General features: G+C 56.1%; 17 protein-coding genes. 4 read left to right on the top strand and 13 right to left on the bottom strand.

Annotated elements, in window-relative coordinates; all coding sequences use genetic code 11:
* Nucleotides 1–283 precede the first annotated feature (283 nt).
* Together RGCCGE502_RS37355 and RGCCGE502_RS18395 are read right to left on the bottom strand one after the other, a co-directional pair.
* On the bottom strand, nucleotides 284–448 hold the full coding sequence (locus tag RGCCGE502_RS37355) for a hypothetical protein (protein WP_019280132.1): 165 nt from the start codon (nucleotides 446–448) through the stop codon (nucleotides 284–286).
* Nucleotides 449–656: 208 nt separating this feature from the next.
* Nucleotides 657–929 (bottom strand): BON domain-containing protein, encoded by a 273-nt coding sequence (locus RGCCGE502_RS18395; RefSeq protein WP_016555692.1) that lies wholly within the window; start codon nucleotides 927–929, stop codon nucleotides 657–659.
* Nucleotides 930–1,220: 291 nt separating this feature from the next.
* Here RGCCGE502_RS18395 and RGCCGE502_RS18390 point away from each other — a divergent pair, with 291 nt between their 5' ends.
* Nucleotides 1,221–1,502 (top strand): DUF982 domain-containing protein, encoded by a 282-nt coding sequence (locus RGCCGE502_RS18390; RefSeq protein ID WP_016555691.1) that lies wholly within the window; start codon nucleotides 1,221–1,223, stop codon nucleotides 1,500–1,502.
* A 1,051-nt stretch (nucleotides 1,503–2,553) separates the two neighbouring features.
* Nucleotides 2,554–2,670: an entericidin domain-containing protein gene (locus RGCCGE502_RS18385; protein WP_019280130.1), complete on the top strand. Its 117-nt coding sequence runs from the start codon at nucleotides 2,554–2,556 to the stop codon at nucleotides 2,668–2,670.
* Between the two features lie 1,303 nt (nucleotides 2,671–3,973).
* On the opposite strand, the gene RGCCGE502_RS18380 is transcribed toward RGCCGE502_RS18385, so the two are convergent.
* The 11 genes from RGCCGE502_RS18380 to treZ form a co-directional block, all read right to left on the bottom strand.
* Nucleotides 3,974–4,723: a methyltransferase family protein gene (locus tag RGCCGE502_RS18380; protein ID WP_051158704.1), complete on the bottom strand. Its 750-nt coding sequence runs from the start codon at nucleotides 4,721–4,723 to the stop codon at nucleotides 3,974–3,976.
* An 11-nt stretch (nucleotides 4,724–4,734) separates the two neighbouring features.
* Complete coding sequence (locus RGCCGE502_RS38040) at nucleotides 4,735–5,025, bottom strand: class I SAM-dependent methyltransferase (RefSeq protein WP_244441740.1); 291 nt, start codon at nucleotides 5,023–5,025, stop codon at nucleotides 4,735–4,737.
* A gap of 133 nt (nucleotides 5,026–5,158) precedes the next feature.
* Complete coding sequence (locus RGCCGE502_RS38035; protein WP_244441739.1) at nucleotides 5,159–5,494, bottom strand: class I SAM-dependent methyltransferase; 336 nt, start codon at nucleotides 5,492–5,494, stop codon at nucleotides 5,159–5,161.
* Nucleotides 5,495–5,619: 125 nt separating this feature from the next.
* Nucleotides 5,620–5,973 carry a response regulator gene (locus RGCCGE502_RS18370; RefSeq protein WP_016555688.1) on the bottom strand — a complete coding sequence of 118 codons (354 nt, stop codon included), beginning with the start codon at nucleotides 5,971–5,973 and terminating at the stop codon, nucleotides 5,620–5,622.
* A gap of 46 nt (nucleotides 5,974–6,019) precedes the next feature.
* The gene (locus RGCCGE502_RS18365; protein WP_019280128.1) at nucleotides 6,020–7,666 is read right to left on the bottom strand and encodes a phosphoethanolamine transferase; all 1,647 of its coding nucleotides are present in this window, start codon (nucleotides 7,664–7,666) and stop codon (nucleotides 6,020–6,022) included.
* Nucleotides 7,667–8,526: 860 nt separating this feature from the next.
* Nucleotides 8,527–9,189, bottom strand: coding sequence for a peptide-methionine (S)-S-oxide reductase MsrA (gene msrA / locus RGCCGE502_RS18360; protein ID WP_016555686.1), 663 nt, complete (start codon nucleotides 9,187–9,189; stop codon nucleotides 8,527–8,529).
* Between the two features lie 291 nt (nucleotides 9,190–9,480).
* Nucleotides 9,481–9,963, bottom strand: coding sequence for a peptide-methionine (R)-S-oxide reductase MsrB (gene msrB / locus RGCCGE502_RS18355; protein ID WP_019280126.1), 483 nt, complete (start codon nucleotides 9,961–9,963; stop codon nucleotides 9,481–9,483).
* A gap of 264 nt (nucleotides 9,964–10,227) precedes the next feature.
* On the bottom strand, nucleotides 10,228–11,226 hold the full coding sequence (locus RGCCGE502_RS18350; protein ID WP_016555684.1) for an extracellular catalytic domain type 1 short-chain-length polyhydroxyalkanoate depolymerase: 999 nt from the start codon (nucleotides 11,224–11,226) through the stop codon (nucleotides 10,228–10,230).
* A gap of 290 nt (nucleotides 11,227–11,516) precedes the next feature.
* The gene (locus RGCCGE502_RS34980; RefSeq protein ID WP_016555683.1) at nucleotides 11,517–11,663 is read right to left on the bottom strand and encodes a DUF1127 domain-containing protein; all 147 of its coding nucleotides are present in this window, start codon (nucleotides 11,661–11,663) and stop codon (nucleotides 11,517–11,519) included.
* 200 nt (nucleotides 11,664–11,863) lie between these two features.
* Nucleotides 11,864–14,314, bottom strand: a complete 2,451-nt coding sequence (treY, locus tag RGCCGE502_RS18345; protein ID WP_016555682.1) for a malto-oligosyltrehalose synthase — start codon at nucleotides 14,312–14,314, stop codon at nucleotides 11,864–11,866.
* On the bottom strand, nucleotides 14,311–16,086 hold the full coding sequence (gene treZ / locus RGCCGE502_RS18340; RefSeq protein WP_016555681.1) for a malto-oligosyltrehalose trehalohydrolase: 1,776 nt from the start codon (nucleotides 16,084–16,086) through the stop codon (nucleotides 14,311–14,313). Before treZ ends, treY begins: the two co-directional genes overlap by 4 nt.
* A 591-nt stretch (nucleotides 16,087–16,677) precedes the next feature.
* Between treZ and RGCCGE502_RS18335 the strand changes: the two genes are divergently transcribed.
* Both RGCCGE502_RS18335 and RGCCGE502_RS37350 read left to right on the top strand, forming a co-directional pair.
* Nucleotides 16,678–17,214, top strand: a complete 537-nt coding sequence (locus RGCCGE502_RS18335) for a response regulator (RefSeq protein ID WP_016555680.1) — start codon at nucleotides 16,678–16,680, stop codon at nucleotides 17,212–17,214.
* Between the two features lie 103 nt (nucleotides 17,215–17,317).
* Nucleotides 17,318–17,458: a hypothetical protein gene (locus RGCCGE502_RS37350; RefSeq protein ID WP_019280124.1), complete on the top strand. Its 141-nt coding sequence runs from the start codon at nucleotides 17,318–17,320 to the stop codon at nucleotides 17,456–17,458.
* Nucleotides 17,459–18,284: the final 826 nt, after the last annotated feature.

The raw sequence follows: 18,284 nt of genomic DNA, 5'->3' as shown, positions 1-18,284 counted from the left end.
TCAGTCTGCCGACCGGCGACGGGATCCGCACCGCAATCGATAGACAACTTTGCGATTGCTCGAGAGCACCTGCAGGACACTGGTTCCAAACATCTATTGACACTTTCACCCCCATTCTATGGACACTTTCACCGAAAGCTTAGTTTCGATCAGGATCAAAGAGCGATCCGCTGCAGCGAGCAACCTATGCGAATTATCACCGTACGACAGTTCGTCGCCAACGCGACGACTGACGCCAAGCACAATGAGATTGTAGTTTCTACTTCGCGCGCATCTCAGATGTTCAGCTCAGGCGACGCTCCTTTCTGAACGATCTCTCTAGATCGAGGCCATAAAAATCGCCGATCGCATCGGCCTGCCGGATGACGTCATCGCGATTTTTGCCGAGATCCGTATGCGCGACACGGCCGGTGATTTTCCGGGTTCCTTGATATGCATGATTGGACAATGCCCCTCCCCCCGGTGATGCATTCCTCTTGGTCTAAGGTGCTGACCTAGCTCGCTCCTCGCCCCGAACCGGCGGACATCCGGGGCTCGCCTTTGAATCGCACCCCGGTAGCGCGTTGAAGCAGGAGGAAGACGGCAGCAGTCTCCGCGCGAATGCGACGTGATTAAGACCACTAGCTCGGTTAAGGGGCGGGAGGTGTCACTACGACCTATTGCGTTGAAAAGCGGCTCAACATACGGTCATGAACATTCTCAAAGCCGACGATCATCGCAGCTATCGAGATCGCCTTGTCTCGGTCCCCCGCGTTCGTGATATAGCCTTCCAGGATGACTACGGATCCTAGCATTTGGATCGTAATTGCGCTGCTGTCGATGTCTGGATCAGCTGACAGCGCGGACTGAATTGTCGCGATGGTAGACGCAGAACTGTGACCTTGCGCGCAGCTTTGTTCGTGGCTGAAGCTGTCAGAACCAAATTTCATATCATCACTCCTCCCGTTCCTTCCCTCAAAGGAACCTCGTTTTTTGACATCCTTCTAATATGAATAGCGGGACCAAGACTTACCAGTCGGACTTTGGTCCCACTTCCCCTCGGAGCCATCGGGCCTACATCGTTCCAAGCTTATTCACAAAAGGCCATTAGGGAGGTTTCGTCGTTGTTGAGGAACTCTCGACAGTCCCTCCCCAATGTAGCGGCCAGCCGGCCCGCATCGGACGGCGGAGCCGGATCGGTTTCAGGAGAGGTTCTTGCATGGTGAAGGAATTGGCGAGCCATGCAAGGGGTCAGTGTAATGAAACGGCACAGAAGCGAAGAGTTCGCTCCTCTGATGCTTGTTATGAGCGGACAGAAAAAGAACAGGCTCGTCAGATCACTTCATGATATGGCCGAGGCGCTGATGCTTGCCTGGCCGTCAGACGACGGTGAGGAATACATTGTCGCTGTGAAGACGTGCTTGGATGCTCTATACGGTAATCGTCCGGTCAAAGATGCACGTGCCGCCCTCATTAGAGCGGCAGAGGAAGCTGGCATACTGGTGATTGGTGTCATTCCGTGATGGTTTGCTCGCCAAGCTCGCATTCAATGTCGCCACCCCGCCTGCAGCGTCCGCGCTCTGTCTGAAAGATTCCCAACTCTTCGGCGATATCGAGCATCCGGTGCCGTCGCAAACCGGCTAATCGATTAGAGGCATAAATCATCATCTGATTGGCAATAGGAACCAACTGGCACGGAAAGACCGTCTTTCGGATAGCATGCACGGTTGGCGCTGCGCCTTTGGTTAATCCGGTAGATGCTTTCCGTTCGGCTTCTCGAATTCTAGCTTGTTGAGAACACAGGCGACGTTGGATCCGAGACTGCCTCATGGTCAGGGGCTCGCATAAAGTTAAAGGGGCCACGCCCACGCGGGGCCAGGACCTGTGTGTGCACCCGGAAGGAACTCAAGTTGCCGAGGTGAAATGCTGTCCATCATTTGTTCCTGGATAATCCAATACTGTTCCTGGATCGAGTGCGCCTGCTGTCTTGAATTCGTCCATCAAGGCCCTTGCCTTGGCGCTTCCCCTTTTGGCAATCTCCCAACACGCTTTAGACGCGAGCGCCGCCGGGCTTTTCGGCAAGCTCGGCTCGATATCTTTATCAAGCAGTATCAATATCGCGGCCGATCAAATGAACGGTCGGGAACTTTTTCAGACCTCCCTTGTTGGTAGGATGCAGCGATGTCTTAGGACGCTGCGGGATCAGCATCGCCCTGTGCTGGTCCGCTCAAGGCCCGGCGCTGGTCACTGATCCGCCGGGCTTTTCATTCATATTATTGTGCCCAACAGGTACCCGGGAACTTTAGTCGAGCTGAACTGTTTGCTCTCGACAATGCTTTCACAGCGGCATTGTCAGCTGGTGTCAGTCCCTCACAGAAACCAGCGCGCAAAGGGCTCGGTGCTTTCAGCACCGGGCCTTTTTAAGTGTCGTTCTCAACTGAGAGCTGCTGGAACAAAACTGTTCCAAGTTCATTAGATGCAGAAGCAGACGCCTGCTCGTTTTGCGTCATCGTTCCACACACAAGGACGTTCGATATGAAGTACATTTCAGCCCTCACCGCTACGTGCCTGCTTATGCTCAGCCTCGCCTCATGCGCAAACACCATCAAAGGTGTCGGCCGCGACGCCGCCAATACCGTCAATGCGACGCAGAACGCCGGGAACCGCGTCGGCAACGCCGCCCGGAACTAGTAATACACGTTCTCCAAGATTAGCGATGTGCAAGCGTGTTCGATAACCACCCTATGGCGGTGGTAGAAACGGTCGCGGCTCTTCCACTTCAAGGTGATGGGGGCGCTTTACCTCAAATGTGAAGACAGTCGTCCCTCTGCCCCTCATCAAAGAATCTTCAAGGCTACAAAGGCAGGCTCAAACGGCCTTTGCTAACGTCGAAGGACCCGAGTCCTTTGCAGCCGCCAGCGCGAAAGCTGATGAACATAATGGCGACGGGCAACAACAATAACCCGCGCATGCGGGCTTTCCGCTATAGTCGCGCCTTCGGATTATCTGCTCCACGAAGGGCCCCGACTACCTCGAAGCGCCCGAAAACCCCTCACGTCCGCCGTGCCAAATCCAGAGCCGCTCTGGCACACCGGCTGAAGCTCGGGCAAATCAGGAACTATCGATGTGGGAATTTGAGAAGGCGGCAAGTCGAAAGACATCGCCACTCTACTCTCCATGGAGCCACCGTCGGAGTCAGTCCCTCGCTAGAATTTGCGACGAGGAGGAGCTGGCGGGGGATCAACTAAAATGCCCTGGGGCCAGCCACAAATTCCATATCAATTGCAAGATCGTAGACACGACACATCGGCCAGGCGATGCGCGAAACAAGCTTGCGATCGGCTGAACCGCCCAGTGATTCCCGCTCCCGTGCATCTCTCGTGACGGGCGGCTGTGCCAGTACGGCGCGCTCTGTTTTTTCAGAGGTAATGGGAGGCCACAAGGGGGTTTCCGCGACACCTTGTGGCCTCCATATCCTTCCCCCGGACGGAAGAATCAGATAGAGATTAGGTCGGAGAATTCCCGCGGCAACTGGACTTTGGTCCGAGAGCAAGATGAACGAGTATTTTGTACGTTATCGTACAGTGTCGTATGGCGCGGTGAGGCTCTGTTCCCGTTTTTATTTTCAACGCTTGCCTACAGAAGTTTCCGAATTCGCAACTGAACTGTGACCAAGAAGGCCGCCAACGGTTGCGGCACCCAGACAAACAGAACCACCCACCCCTCTACGACTTCCCGCACAATGGCCAGGCCCAGACCGCTGCCGTCTCCGTACCCGTGACTTGGTAAAGTCGCTCGAAGACATCTCGAGTTCTACTTCGGACACGTTGGCATCTCAGGTCTCTCAGCAGCATGCGATGGACGAGAGCTGGGAGGATCTTGAAGAAGTTCTTGAACATCGAGCTAGTGGAAGGGACGCACGAGGTGCCGCGGCGACGTATCGGTCTCCCGGCGTGCACTCAATATCGATGGGAGCCCAATTTGGCTTCGTCCGTCAATGGGCAGTGGTCATCTTGTCGAAGACCCCACGCTTCTTGAGGGAGCTAACGAGACCAGTAAGGGCAACAACGATCCCGAGAAGCGCGGCCAGCACAATCGCGTATGAAGAGTCCTGGTCGGCAACGGAGTCCGCAGCGACGCGATAAAACTCCGTTACCAAGACCGCGATAAGCGTCGACGACATTGTTGAATAGTCCTTCGCGATCACTCGTTTCCAGTTAAACGCCATCCCCTCTGTGGAGGACGAAAACGCGCTAAGCTTGAGACCCCATCTCGGGACGTCCCGGCAGTAGGCGCTATACCCCTCGCCGAACTTGTTGGCGAGAAACTCCTCTTCGGCATAGATGATGCACTGGTAGATAAAGGCGAATAACAGGCATCCTACGACCACAACCATCGGGCTTCCATGGAATAGGAAAAGTCCCGAGTAAACGAGCATGTTTCCGACATACAGGGGATTGCGGCAGACCCCGAACATACCTTCCGTGACCAGATCATTGGCGTAGACGCGCTTGTTCAGACCACCGCGCTTGATATATGCGTAACCGATAACTGTTGCACGCAACAGCAAGCCGATGAGTATGACGAGAAGTGCGAGACTGTTCTTCCACGCCTCAAGCGCTTCACTGCCCAACACCGTTGTGGTCGGCGGCGTGGAGATGAACAGGGCAGCAATGATCAGCGGAAATGCCTGGTTTCGATACTTGAAGAAGAACGTTCCGATCTTCAGCATTAGGGTCTTCATAGTGGCCGGTCTCACTTGATCGCGACAATGCCGCAGAAATTATACCAACGGAAAAACACTTCCGTGCTCTTGTATCCGACCTCCCGCAACAGCTGGACATTCTCTTCCAATCGGTAAGGAATGAGGACGTTCTCCAACGCTTCCCGTTTTTTCGAGATCTCGATCGACGAGTATCCGTTGCGTCGCTTGAAGTCGTAGTAGTGGTCGATGAAGAGCCGGTTGAATGTCGTGTCCTCGCTGGTCAGCTTTTCGATGAGCAGCAGACAGCCATGTTCGTTCAAACCGTCGTAGATCGTCTTCATAACCCGTTCGCGAAACAGCGGTCGCACAAATTGCAGCGTCAGGAGCATGGTAACGACGCTCGCATTTGCAACCGAGAAGCCGCGATGAAGATCGCCTGTGACCAGATCAATCGAGCGGTTTGTTCCCGACGCTTCAATCTTCGGCGGCCTTCTTTAGCATTTCCGGGGCATTGTCGATTCCGACAAAATCCACGTGATTGTCGATGAAGGGATCCAGCGCAAGCAGGGTTGTGGCTGTCGAGCAGCCGATGTCGTAGAGATTAGACTGAGGTTGTGCGAAATCCCTTGCCAGCTCGCAGACCATTCGCTGCATCTCGCCGTAGAACGGGACCGATCGACTGACCATGTCATCGAAAACATTTGCGACGGTGGAGTTGAATGAAAAGTCTGCAACCGCGTCACGTTCGTCGGCAAAAACTTCGTCACGCAAATTCGTATGCAGGATAAGTCTGTTCGACTGATCGCTCATATCCGCTCCATTACACATCAATGTGGATGGCGGCTTCTTATTCCCCGAAGCACACACGCGCATAGCGATTTGGCCATATATTCCTGACATTAACCTGAACCCGACCGCCGGAACCTACCAAGTCCTCATCGTCGGATGAGCTTCATTCTTGCTGAAAGCTCACTCAAACTGAACGGCTTAATGAGAAAGTCATCCGCCCCTCCCTTTATCCCTGCTAGTCGATCACTGAATTGGTCCTGCGCAGTCATGATTATAACCGAAACCGAATTATTTGCCGCGCGAATGTCGCGCAGGAGGGACAGGCCATTCCCATCCGGCAGACGCAGATCGAGCAGCACCAGATCGTAATTGGTTCCGCCCAACCAACCGAAGGCTTCCTTCAAGTTCCTGCACCAATCGACACTGTGCCCCTCATCAAGCATATGGGCTGTTACCGCATCACCGATCTCGACAGTGTCTTCAACGACAAGAACGTTCACAGGATAGGGCTCCCTGTCCTGCGGGGGCCGTGGGCGGTTTTGGCCATCAAGAATTTCCAGGCCTGCACTTCGAAAATACATCCAGCTCCGGCTGGTAAACAGACGTCCGGACATTCATCATGCCGAGCACACTGTGAAAGAGGTTGTCGTGGGAGGTTGGACCGGTTGCCGACTGGCGAAGACAGGCGGTGTCCAGGTTCATCGATTGCGTGAAGTCGTCGTCAAACCACGTAAGAAAAGGCACGTGCGTCTGCTGCGATGGAGCAAAAAGATACGGCGTACCGTGTAAATACAACCCCTTCTCGCCCAGGGACTCTCCGTGATCTGACATATAGATGAGGCCGGCTGCCATGTGGCTGGACCTGGCCTTGAGGTGATCGATGACGGCCGACAGGAAGTAGTCGGTATAGAGGATCGAATTGTCGTAAGCGTTGGTGACCTCCCCTGCCGAGCACCGTCCTAGCTCCGACGTTCGACAGTCCGGAAAAAACTTGCCCATATGTTCAGGGTATCGAAGATAGTAAGCGGGGCCGTGACTACCCAACTGGTGGAGCACAAGGACGCTGTCGCCCTTGACGTGGTCCAGCCAGTCGTCAAGCTTTTCCAGCAACATGCCATCCAGGCATTCCCCTTGCTGGCAGAACCGCGGGTCCTTTGAATTCGCCAGGTCAACGTATAGGATCCGGTCCGCAACACCCTTGCTGCCGGTGTTGTTGTCGAACCACGCAACATCGACTCCAGCATGGGCCAACACGTCTAAGAGGTTTTCGTTGGCGCGGGCCTTTGCGTGAGTGAATTCCTCGCGCGTGAACCGCGAGAACATGCAGGGAATTGACGTTGCGGTAGCCGTGCCACAGCTTGTTGTATTCGTGAAATAGACGACGTTTCGAGCTTTAAGCTGCGGGTTGGTCTCTCGGCGATAACCGCCGAGCGAGAAGCTCTCGGCACGGGCGGTCTCGCCAGCAACGATAATTGTCACTCGCGGCTTGTTCATTTGGCCTGCAGATGCCCTCACAGAAGCGTCGGTACCAACCGGCTGAACGACAATGGAAGCTTCCCTTCCCGCGCTGAGGAAATAGCGAGCCGTACTTACAACAGGTGTGATGGGATTGAGGCTTTTGGTGATGTCTCGGCGTTCTCGGACAGCGGCAGTATACTCTTTAGAATAGGTGATGCCGCAAACCGCGACAATTGCGAGGGAAATTACGATCGTGGCCGAATTCCACACGACCTTGCTGACGAATGGTCGGTGATCGACTTTCGTCCAGGCTATGAGCAAGGACGGCAGAATACCGAAAATCGCGAGGTGCACTGCGAGGTCCCGGGTGACCAAGTGTTGTGCTTCGGCTGGCGTGGTCTCAATCGCATTGCGAATCATATCGCTGTCGATGACCACCCCGAAGCTGTCTGTAAAATGGCTCGCGACGGCAGCAACGATGACGAGGAAGATCAAGAACGGCTTTATGATATACTTAGTGGAAAAGGGCGTGGCCGCGGCAACGTACAGAGCAACCATTGCAAGAACGAGCGTCCACAGCGGTCCAGTCCCGCTTCCGAGATAGTCGGCGGCTTTATGCCAAAATGTGTCGTTGCAGAAGGCAAGAATATAACAGCTCACAAGAATGCACAGGGGAATACTGCCGATAGCGGGCCGAAGCGCGCTTAGGTTTCCAGGCTTTTTCCTCAACTTCATCTCTCCGACGCAAACGCGCCTTTTGAAGATGATTGCTGACACGGGCCTGAAGTCCACCCCTGAAGCATCCTAGAGGAGGGGAATTTCGGGGGCTAGACCGCTCTTTGATGTTATCGGCACCTGCCGGATTTCTCGGCTGTCGTCGATGGCCGTGTCCGGCCCGCAGGAGGTTGACAGCCCATTGACGTCGGCGTTGTGTTCGTGTCCGCAAAAAGAGCCATAGGAACTTTGCTTGGTTTTCGCGGTTTCCCTCGTCTGTTGACCCGCATTGCGCAGGTCACAGAGGTGTTATCCTGGATCGACCTTCACGACGCTTCTGCCGAGGAAGGCAAGGTTGTAGGTCAGCAGCGTTTCGAAACGGAACCACGCTACCCTCAGGATTGAGCGGTTTGTCCGAGTTCTGCATGACGTACTGCCAGGGCAGCGATCCGCGCAGCCTTCGCGGCAATGGGCGCTCCTGTGGCGTCAGGCATTTGCCTGACGCTTCGACCTGCTCCTGAGCCCTACTGCCCTGCGTTGATAAGCGCTATCGGCCCCTCCCAGGGGGAACGGTACGGCATGGAATACATCGCGCCGCGGAGAGGGCGTTTGCTTTGATGCCCCGACCGATACCAACGACCGGTTTATTGTTGGCGAAGGCGTGGTGTTCGAATTTGCGGGCGAAGGAGAGTGCCATCCGTTCCCCCTGCAAAATGAGATCTATCGTACCGGCCGCCTTTTCGTCCGATGACAAGCATTCGGATGACCGAACCGTCACGTCCACCAACAAATGCGTTGATCACCACTTGGGTCCGCGGTTCGGAGGACTGGGATCGAGTAACCGATCCCGTAAGCTGGACGATTGCCTTTCAATTACGCGTTCACCGGACCGCAGAGACCAGCACCGCTTCCGATCTGTAGTCCTTGGGGAACAGCCGCCTCAGGTTTTTGATCTTCGGCAGGTCGTTGATCACGATATAGGGATATGTCGGGTTGTTCGTCAAAAAGTTCTGATGATAACCTTCTGCTGGGTAGAACGTCTTGCCAGGTTCTATTTTCGTAACGATCGCCGCGTCGTAGACCCGCGCCTGCTTTAATTGGCCGATATAGGCATTTGCAACCTTGGCCTGCATGTCGTTCATAGGAAAAATTGCCGAGCGGTATTGGGTCCCGGTGTCAGGGCCTTGCCGATTGAGCTCCGTGGGATCATGTGCGACTGAAAAATAGATCTGGAGCAGATGGCCGTAGCTCACCTTCCTCGGGTCGAAGACGACCTGAACCGACTCGGCGTGGCCCGTCGTGCCAGTGCCGACCGCTTCGTATTGAGCCGTCGTCTTGCCGCCTCCAGTGTAGCCAGATGTTGCGCTGACGACGCCATCAACATGTTGGAAGACCCCCTGCACACCCCAGAAGCAGCCGCCGGCAAGGACGGCAGTTTCAAGCCCTGCTCCTGACGGCATATCCTGAATCGGCGCCGGGATGACATGCGGCTCCTCGGCGGCGCTGCCCGCAGTTTGGAACATGACCGCGGCCGCCAAGGCCATTGCCAAGGTTGGCATTTTCGTCAAAAGACTGCGTTTACACCTCATCTCGATCTCCTTTTGCCTGATGTGGACCCAGGGGTCTGGGCCCCAAGGTGCCGGAACGTGATTGGGAACTTACGGTCGCCGATCGGTCCCCCTCGCATACAAGCTGGTAGAAACGCTGGGCCGTCACCGTTCCGCTGGCCTACGGGGGAAGACGAAATCCAGGACCTGTCAGACCGTCCGAATGACTGGTCAGTAGGCCGCCAAGGTGCGCAAGCAGAGACAGCGTCATGCAAATGTACCTGATCTTTAGGCCGAGAGCGGGTGGAATTTCATGGCGACGCCGTTAAGACAATATCGAAGCCCTGTCGGCTTTGGACCGTCATCAAAGACATGGCCCAGATGGCCGCCGCAACGGCTGCAATGGACTTCGGTGCGCACCATTCCAAGTGACGCATCTTTGGAGGTTCCGACAGCGCCATCCAACGGCGCCCAGAAGCTCGGCCACCCTGTACCGCTGTCAAATTTCGTGGTGGAAGAGAAGGCATTCTGGTCGCACCCAGCGCAGGCGAAGCTGCCCCTTCCATGCTCCTTCAGCAACGAACTCGAGAAAGGACGCTCTGTGCCTTCTCTTCTGAGGACCGCGTATTGATCGGGGGTGAGCAGCGTCTTCCATTCAGCATCGGTATGCGATACCGCAAAGACTTCACGAGCGATCGCGGGTTGTCTGCTGAAGCAAATCCCCAGGGCGCCAAGAGCTGCGCCCAGCAAAATTTCACGCCTGCTCGACATCGCCATTTCCTCCTCGATTCCCGGCCAGCGGTCCGCGGGCGTGCGGTTTCGGTATCAGATACGGAAGAAGATCTGTCTTTGTTACAGACATGCCAGTGGCAACACCGAAATGTGAACGATGCTCCTCCCCGGCCGAGCAACGCCAGAATCCGGGAACCGATTGCCTTCTCCTCGCAAGGCTGCGGACGATCTGGCTGGAAGTAGTGGGTCAACGCTCCAGAGGCCTGCGGCGGGTTGAATTCCCTGAGGATTTTCTTGGGAAGCTTACCTTCGCAGACCCCAAAGTCTCAAAAGTTCGAGCGGAGCCGAAATTCCAGCTTCGATGACGAATGGATCTGACTTGAGATTCTGTTTGACCGGCAACCCGTGTCCGAAACCTCGGAGTGTGTAGACCGACACTTGCGCCTTTTGGAACCCATCCCAACGCACTAGGTTCCCCCAAGGCTTATGCAATTGCTTCGCCGTTGCCGTGTCGATACCAGCGACATCGAGCCATTGAGAGGTGGCTGCGATGGCGTTGTCGGGATGGACCGTGCGATCGCCGCTTCCCTGCCAGATGGATATGGTCGGCCATCTCTTCCGCTCCGGTGAGGCCGTCCGAACAAGATCGCCCCATTCGCGCGGCGAGCGAGTAGGACCGGATTTCATCACACGAAGTGCCGAGATTGCATCCCGCGCCGCGCCATAGGGCATGCCAGCAAAGATCGCACCGCCAGCAAACAGATCGGGGTAGGTGACGAGGAGAGCCGAGGTCATCGCGCCACCTGCGGAAAGCCCCGCTACATACACGCGGCTGCGATCGACGTGGTGTTGTCTGCAAGCATGATTGATCATTTGCTTGATCGACATTAGCTCGCCTCGGTCACGGGCGATGGCGCTTGGCCGAAACCAGTTGAAACAGCGCTGTGAGTTGTTGGCTTCTCTCTGCTCGGGATAAAGAAGAATAAATCCGCGCTGAGCTGCCAGTTTTGAAAACCCACTCGCAAGATCGAAGCTCTCAGGTGTTTGCCTGCAGCCGTGTAGGAATAGAACGAGCGCCGGCCTCGGAGGAACCCTTTTGGGCACGAAGATCTTCATCCTCAGACGGCCGGGGTTCGAGCCGAAATCCGCAACTTCGCCCAGAGCGGGCTTCGGGATGACGACCCTGCGACGACGTCCAAACTTCTGCTTGGGAATGCGCAGAAACGACGTCTCGATGAGACGCCGAACTTTCTTTTGGTTTTTCAGGAATCGTGAAAAAGATTTGGACAACTTGAGCGACATTGGCGGGTCCCGTTTTATCGTCTTCGACACTTCTCCCGCGGCACGCCGCCATCGATAGACCTTTCGCCAGTTTAACTAGGCGATGATGACTGCTCTCCAAGCGGCACAAGAAAAAACTCGTCGATCTAAGCGCAAAGCCGCCGAAAACTGCCTCACACGTAGGCAGGAAATAAAGGTCCAAACCAGACGCCATGCGCGTGTGCAATGGCTTCTCCTGCCGATGCAGGCACGAAAAAGCGCCCGTCACATGTGACGAGCGCTCAGGAATTTCCATGCCTGGACGGCGACGATTAACGAGCCGAAGCTGCCTTCGCGACGCTAAGAATATCCGCGCGATCGATACCGAGATCATGGAGTTCACGATTGCTCATACGGCCAAGCTCGGAGACCGTCTGTCGGTACTTGCGCCAATTGTTGAAAGTGCGTGCTACGTTCATGATAAATCGCCTTTCCTGGGCTTTCAAAGCTCAGCTGCCAGACCGTGGCGCTTCGTTCGCTTTGATTATCTCTATGTAGTGATTCCAGCTGAGAATGTGCAGCGCTAAGGAGTGGTCCCAGCCATGTTTGCAATGCATAGCGACTGACTTTCGGTACGCGCCGCCGAAGCCATGTTTCCACCTCTCTATTCCACCGGCGGTCAACGTCGCGTCATCAGGAGGGCTACAGGCTCATGGCCGAGCAATTCCCCAAGGCCAAGACTGTCCTGGTGGACTTCTCGTCCGGTCAAGAGTTCAGTGAACGGACCGTTGATAGAGGGGGATTCAAGAACCGTGTTTTCCCAGAAGCCGGCACCAGCGCTGAATGTCCCCGTCGTGATATCGCCAAGCATTATACGGGATGCGACGACGATGAGCGTGAGACTGCCTAGACACCGCGCATAAGCGACAACATTTCGCTCACGACGACCCTTTGCCAAAATCGGCAGATAGGAGCCCTCCTCAAAGAGATCCGGATGGTTTCGTCGCAAATGCAAGACCGTCCTGATCATCTGGTGCTTTCGACGTTGAAAATCGTCGCCGCGCTCTTCGCGACCCCCACGAGCGGTTCGGGAAAGTCGTTCAAAGTCGACGCGGCGCCTGTTGTCAGGATCGACCAGGCTGAAGTCGGATGCCTCGCTCCCCTGGTAGATGTCGGGGATCCCGGGCGCGGTGAGCTTTATAAGTGTTTGGGACAAGGAATTCACGGCGCCGGCCGCGACAAACGGACCGATTGTCTCGATGAGGTCCCGCCGGAAGGATGCATTTTCAGTCGATACCAGGGCGGCGGCGTAAGCCTTGACGGCGTTTTCATATGCTTCGTCCACATTGGTCCAGCTTGTGGCGAGCTTCGCCTCCCGGACCGCCTTCTCAACGTATTCGGTAAATCGCCGCGTAGTGTTCTCCGCATCGGGGCCATTGCCTGGCCACATACCGGCTAAAGCCTGATAAAGCATCCACTCGACATCAGGCTCCGGCACGGTCCTGCCGGATAGATCGGTCAGGTATCTTGCGTTCAAGCTACGCCAGCGCGCGACAGCTGCCGTCCAGTCATCCGGGTCTTCGCTCAGAGTATACAACAGAGCGCGGGCATCCTCGCCTCTTTTGGTATCGTGGGTGGAGGTCGCCGACAATCCTGTCGGTTGGCGCTTTTGCCTCTCCATCATCAGCTCATGAAACGCCTCGATCCCTCCTGGATCGGAACCCGGATCACCGCCCACCTCATTGGCGGCGAGAAGCCGGTTGAACCTGTAGAATAAAGTGTCCTCGACAGCCTTGGCCATGATGGGCCCGCTCAACTGCTGAAGACGGGCACGAAACTCCGGTTGGCTCCCGTCGAGGAGTACGGATCCTATCCAATCCAGGGCATCGTGGTGTTCCAGATGTTGGGCGGCTTCGACGAGCACCCTTTGGAGAACGGCCGCATCCTGTTGGTCGAGCGCACCCTGTTGTCCGTATGTGCGGTAGACCGGGAAAGCCACCAGGATTTCCTTGATAGCCTTTCCAATTTCGTCTTCCGACAGATCAGTGCGCGAACTCCTGGCGAGCCTTATCAATCGCCGCGTCTCACCCCTGAAATTCTGTTCCACCATTAGGCTTTTGGCCTCGCGCAAACCCTGCCTGTAGTTTGACGATGCGCCGGCAATGCTGGCATAGCTCTCGCCAATCGCGCCCGCTCCCTCAGGTTCAATGAAGAGATTTGAAAGAGCCGTGATGAATTCGTAGCCGGTCGTTCCCTGAACTGGCCAGTCAAACGGCAGGGTCTCAGCCTTCCCGAGGATTTTTTCCACCACGAGAAAGACATCAGGCCCTATCTTCTTTCGAAGCCGACGAAGGTAAGATGTCGGATCGGTCAACCCGTCGATATGATCAAGCCGCAGACCCTGAACCTGGCGAGAGCGTACGAGGTCGAGGATCAAAGCGTGGCTCGCGTCGAATACATCATCTTCCTCCACCCTCAACCCGACGAGACCCGTCACTTCGAAGAACCGGCGGTAGCTGAGATGAGAGGCTGCGTCCTTCCAATGGATCAGCCGCCAAGCCTGGGCATTGTGAACGTTTGCAATTTCTCGAGGGTCAGCCGGGTCGGCAACGGACGTGACGCTCGCCGGGTTGAGCGGCAAGAGAGTATCGAAGTAGGCGAGGTGCCATTCGCTGGTCGATTGGTCCGGCCGCAGGACAATCTCTCCGTCCGCGAGTGCCTGGTCGAAAGCTTTGCCGAGAACGGGAAGAGTGAGCCGCTCGCTCCAGTCGATATCGAAATAGTTGCTGTAGCGGCTGCTCCCTCCGAATTTAAGCACGTGCGTCCACCAGGGATTTTCGACCGAGGCAGCCATGTGGTTTGGGACGACATCGAGGATAAGACCCATGCCTTCATGTTTCAGCGCTTCCGAGAGGCGTTCGAAGCCTTGTCTCCCGCCAAGATCCGGATCGATCTCGTTGCAGTTCGTGACATCGTAGCCGTGAGACGAGCCTTTCACCGCGGTGAAAATCGGAGAGGCATAGAGATGGCTCACACCGAGATCGCGAAGACAGGGCACTGCTTTGACCACCCGGTCAAACGTCATACCGTTGCGAAACTGTATTCGGTAGGTAGAGGTAGGAACGATCATTGACCAATGCTCCAGAGGACGGACCAGGGCGTGAGCAAGCCGGACGTCAGCGATCCGGTTGAAAAGAAGGTAGGGTCCTGCCCCACGTCGCCGAGGAATACGCTTTTGTCATTCAGGTTGCAGAGGAGCTTCAGTTTCTCACTATCTGAAACGCGCCATTCGACCGAAAGAGCATCGTCGGAGAGTGTCCGGAAGGTCCCACTCTTCGAAATCCTCCTTAGACGAGGAATGACATGTTCTTGCCTGGCTTTGAGGAGACGCTTGTAGAAAGAGAGCCACGAGATCGATGATGGCGCGGAAAGCATCGACCAATCGATCTTTGCAGACCTGAAGGTCGATTCTGCCGTCGGATGCGGAAGGTCCTTGGTATCGAATCCAGGCAGTCTCGAAAGCTCGTTTCTGCGCCCAACCGTGACTTTCTCGTTCAGATCGTCATTGAAGTCGCAAAAGTAGGGAAATGGCTCACCAGCCCGCCATTCCTCCCCCATGAACAGCATCGGGACTTGAGGAGCAAGCAGATAGATCGCCGCGATAGCCTTGAGAACATCGTCGGGGAGCGAGGCGATTTTCCTGTCGCCTCCGGCCCTGTTACCAATCTGATCGTGGTTTTGAATGAACGAGATGAAGGCGGTTGGAGGTAATCCTGAAGCCGACTTGCCTCTCGGTTCCCCGTGAAAGGGCATGAACTCTCCCTGATAGACAAAGCCTTCTGCGAGCGCCCTGCCGATCTTTTGCGGGTCACCGGCGTAATCCGCATAGTAACCGAACGCTTCGCCGGTCGCTGCAGAATGCAGCACGTGATGAATGTCGTCGTTCCATTGCGCGGTGAAGATGGAAGCCCGCCCGTCGCTGTCGCGCACCAACAGATCGCTGTCATTGTTCTCATTTTCCACGATCAAGTGAATGTGTCGCTCGACGACAGCTGATCGGACCCTGCGCGCCAATTCTGCAAGGATGTGTCCGTCAGAGTCATCCTGGATCGCGTGGACAGCGTCGAGACGCAGACCATCAAGCCTGAAGCGTGTAATCCAGTAGATGGCATTCTGAATCACGAACTCCCTGATCGGCCGCGATTTTTCTCCATCATAGTTGATGCCGTCGCCCCAGGGGGTCTGATGGTGGTCCGTAAACAGCGGCGCGTATTCGGCCTGGTAATTTCCGTCGGGGCCGAAATGGTTGTAGACGACATCGAGAATGACTGCGAGACCACGTCGATGAGCTTCATCGACGAGTTTTTGTAGTTCCTCGGGCCGACCATAGCTGCTGTCTGGAGCATAGGGCAGCACGCCATCGTAGCCCCATCCCCACCGACCGGGAAAATCGCTGACCGGCATGATCTGGATCGCGGTAATGCCAAGCTCTCTCAGATGGTCGAGCCGATCGATCGCAGCAAGGAATGTTCCTTCTTCCGTGAACGTTCCGATATGAAGCTCGTAAAGTACGATCTCCTCCCATGGTCGACCATGCCAGTCGTCTGCGGTCCACCGGTAGGATGTGAGGTCGACCACCTCGCTTGCCTCATGAACGTCATGCGGCTGAAAACGTGACGCGGGATCGGGGACGGCAAGTCCGTCGGACAGGATGAACGAATAGCGTGAGCCGGGCAGAACGTCGGCAACCTCGCATTCGTGCCAACCATCCTCCCGCCGCGCCATCTCGACGCAATCCCTCGCCTTCACATCCAATCGGACGACGTCCTGCAGTGGCGCCCATAGCCGAAAGACAACCGACCCGCCACCACGGATGGAAGGCCCAAAATCAAGCTCCCTCAAATCTGCCTCCTGGTGGTGGCTTGCCCGGTCGATGTACACCGAGCGATACCAGCTTTGAAACCGCCTATCATTGCCGCATTTTGGCGACATGCCCCTTCGTCTCAAGGAGAGCCATTCTAATGTCGCTGCGGCGGATTGGTTCCCGAGGAATGGGGCGTGCGAAATTTTTGTCTCGGCTAGGAACCGAAGCGCCGATTTGTCGTTTCAGAGCGCGGTCAATTGCAAACTGTCGAGCTCGTTTTCCCGGTCGGAGCCCACTGTAGGGATAGGAGCTGGCATGAGAGCTACAGCCGCACTAACGAAGAGGAAGGCGCGGAGGATATCCTGATGATCGCCCGGCGAGCCCGGCAGTTGGGCTGCACTCAATCAACGGTTAGGAAACCGGGAGGTGCACACCGCCCTGTGACCGGAGCCACAGGCAAAGGTCACACATTGAAGAATGTTTAGAGCCGAGGACAGCAACGCGATCTGTCCTATGGCAAGCACGGCTTAGCCGACCGGTACGAAAGCCGGTCGAAAGCGTAACCGAACCCGAGGAAAAGCCGGCGACCGGAGGTGTTTTCCCATTGTGTTCTTTCATTGGAGGCTCTCATGAACGACAACCGGAATGAGTGGATCGCGGCGCGGGCCTATGCGTTGTGGGAGCATGCGGGAAAACCCTTATGGCAAGATCAGGCTCACTGGGAGCAGGCAGTGCTCGAGCGCGATCTCCTGGAGCAGACGCGCGCGTCTACCGACGGCCAGGACGTCATGGACCATGTTCTGTCGTCCCGTTCGCGGGGCACGAGCAGTCCCAGCGTTCTTGTCGTCGAGGACGAACATTTCATTCGATTTGAGACCGTCGATGTTCTCGAGCAGGCTGGGTTCAGGGTTCTGGAGGCAGCCAACGCGGACGAAGCAATGGTCCTTCTTAAGACAAATCCCGTCACCACGCTTTTCACTGATATCGACATGCCGGGAACGATGGATGGACTTGGTCTCGTCAGGACCGTGCGGTCAAAATGGCCGTCTACGAAATTAATCGTCACGTCTGGCCTCATAAAACTCTCTCATCAGGACCTCGAGAGCGGCGTATTCTTTATCGCAAAGCCTGCGGCCAGCGAGGAGCTTTTGAAGCTTATTGCATGAGGGCGCGTTGTGACCTTGCAAGCGGACCGCTCTCGGTGAGACACGATCCGCTCTCTGCTTGGCCACTCGCCACTCGTGTCGTATCAACACCAAAGAGGATGCCATGAGCAACACTATCTCAGCCATTGCATTGATCTCCGCCGCGCTTGTGATCTTGCATCCGACGAAATGGGCAGCAGCGGGTGCATGCATCCTTAACGCCAGCGCCTCAGTCTACGGCTGGTGGAGCATGATTGACGGCTGATAGTACGCGGGCACGCGCCTGCCGCTTCCGGTTCCTTCACCAGATAGCTCAGGGTTCCCTGTCCTGATGGCCGCTGCCTCAAAATGATGCCGTAACCCATATCACCGCGCGATGCGGGCTGACTGTCTGTCAAGCGGCACCGTCTTCGGAGGCAGGAATTCAACGGCTGGCCCGGGAATGTTGATCCGCGAGGGAAGCTTGATGGAACGCCTAAAAAGCCGAGGCCGCAGCACATGCAGCGGCCTGGCTGTAGACAGAGATGTGACAGAACCGACTGGGGCATGTCGGGCCTGGCGCAGGCCCTGCTCGCAGAGGAAACCTGGAACCCCCCTAGCATAACCTTTTGTGGCCGAAACGTGACCCAGTCGTTTGGATGATTGGCTTATCAATTTGATGAGGCGGGAGGAAAAGTGCGGGTCCGCGAGGGGTGTTCATGCGGACCCTGAGCACTATCACAGAAGAGGCCAGTTGTGGCCGGGTTCATATAAGCACAACCAGCCGACGCATGCACTTACCTCAATAGAAGTATAACCGCTTACCAGCGGACGATTAAAATGCCGAACGAGACCCTTATTCGAGTCAAATCGGGTGTTGTTGGGCGCTGCAAGGCAGGCGCCGGATGTCACAGCGGACCGGGGCCCTTCCGATCGGTCAGGAACGGTACGCGAAGTCGAGGCGAAATCCAGGATAGCCGGGTTTAGGCCGAGCCGATTCAAAGCGAACCGTCATTGTTGTCAGCCCGAGCCTGGCCGACAATATATGACATGGCACGTGCAAGCACCGATTGGCTTGGCCGTCCCGACCATCCAGATCGGGGCAATCGCAT

The sequence above is a fragment of the Rhizobium grahamii CCGE 502 genome, from assembly GCF_000298315.2.
In the GTDB taxonomy this organism is placed as follows: domain Bacteria; phylum Pseudomonadota; class Alphaproteobacteria; order Rhizobiales; family Rhizobiaceae; genus Rhizobium; species Rhizobium grahamii.
Note: the sequence above shows the minus strand (reverse complement) of the source record. Positions and strands in the feature narration are given on the sequence as shown.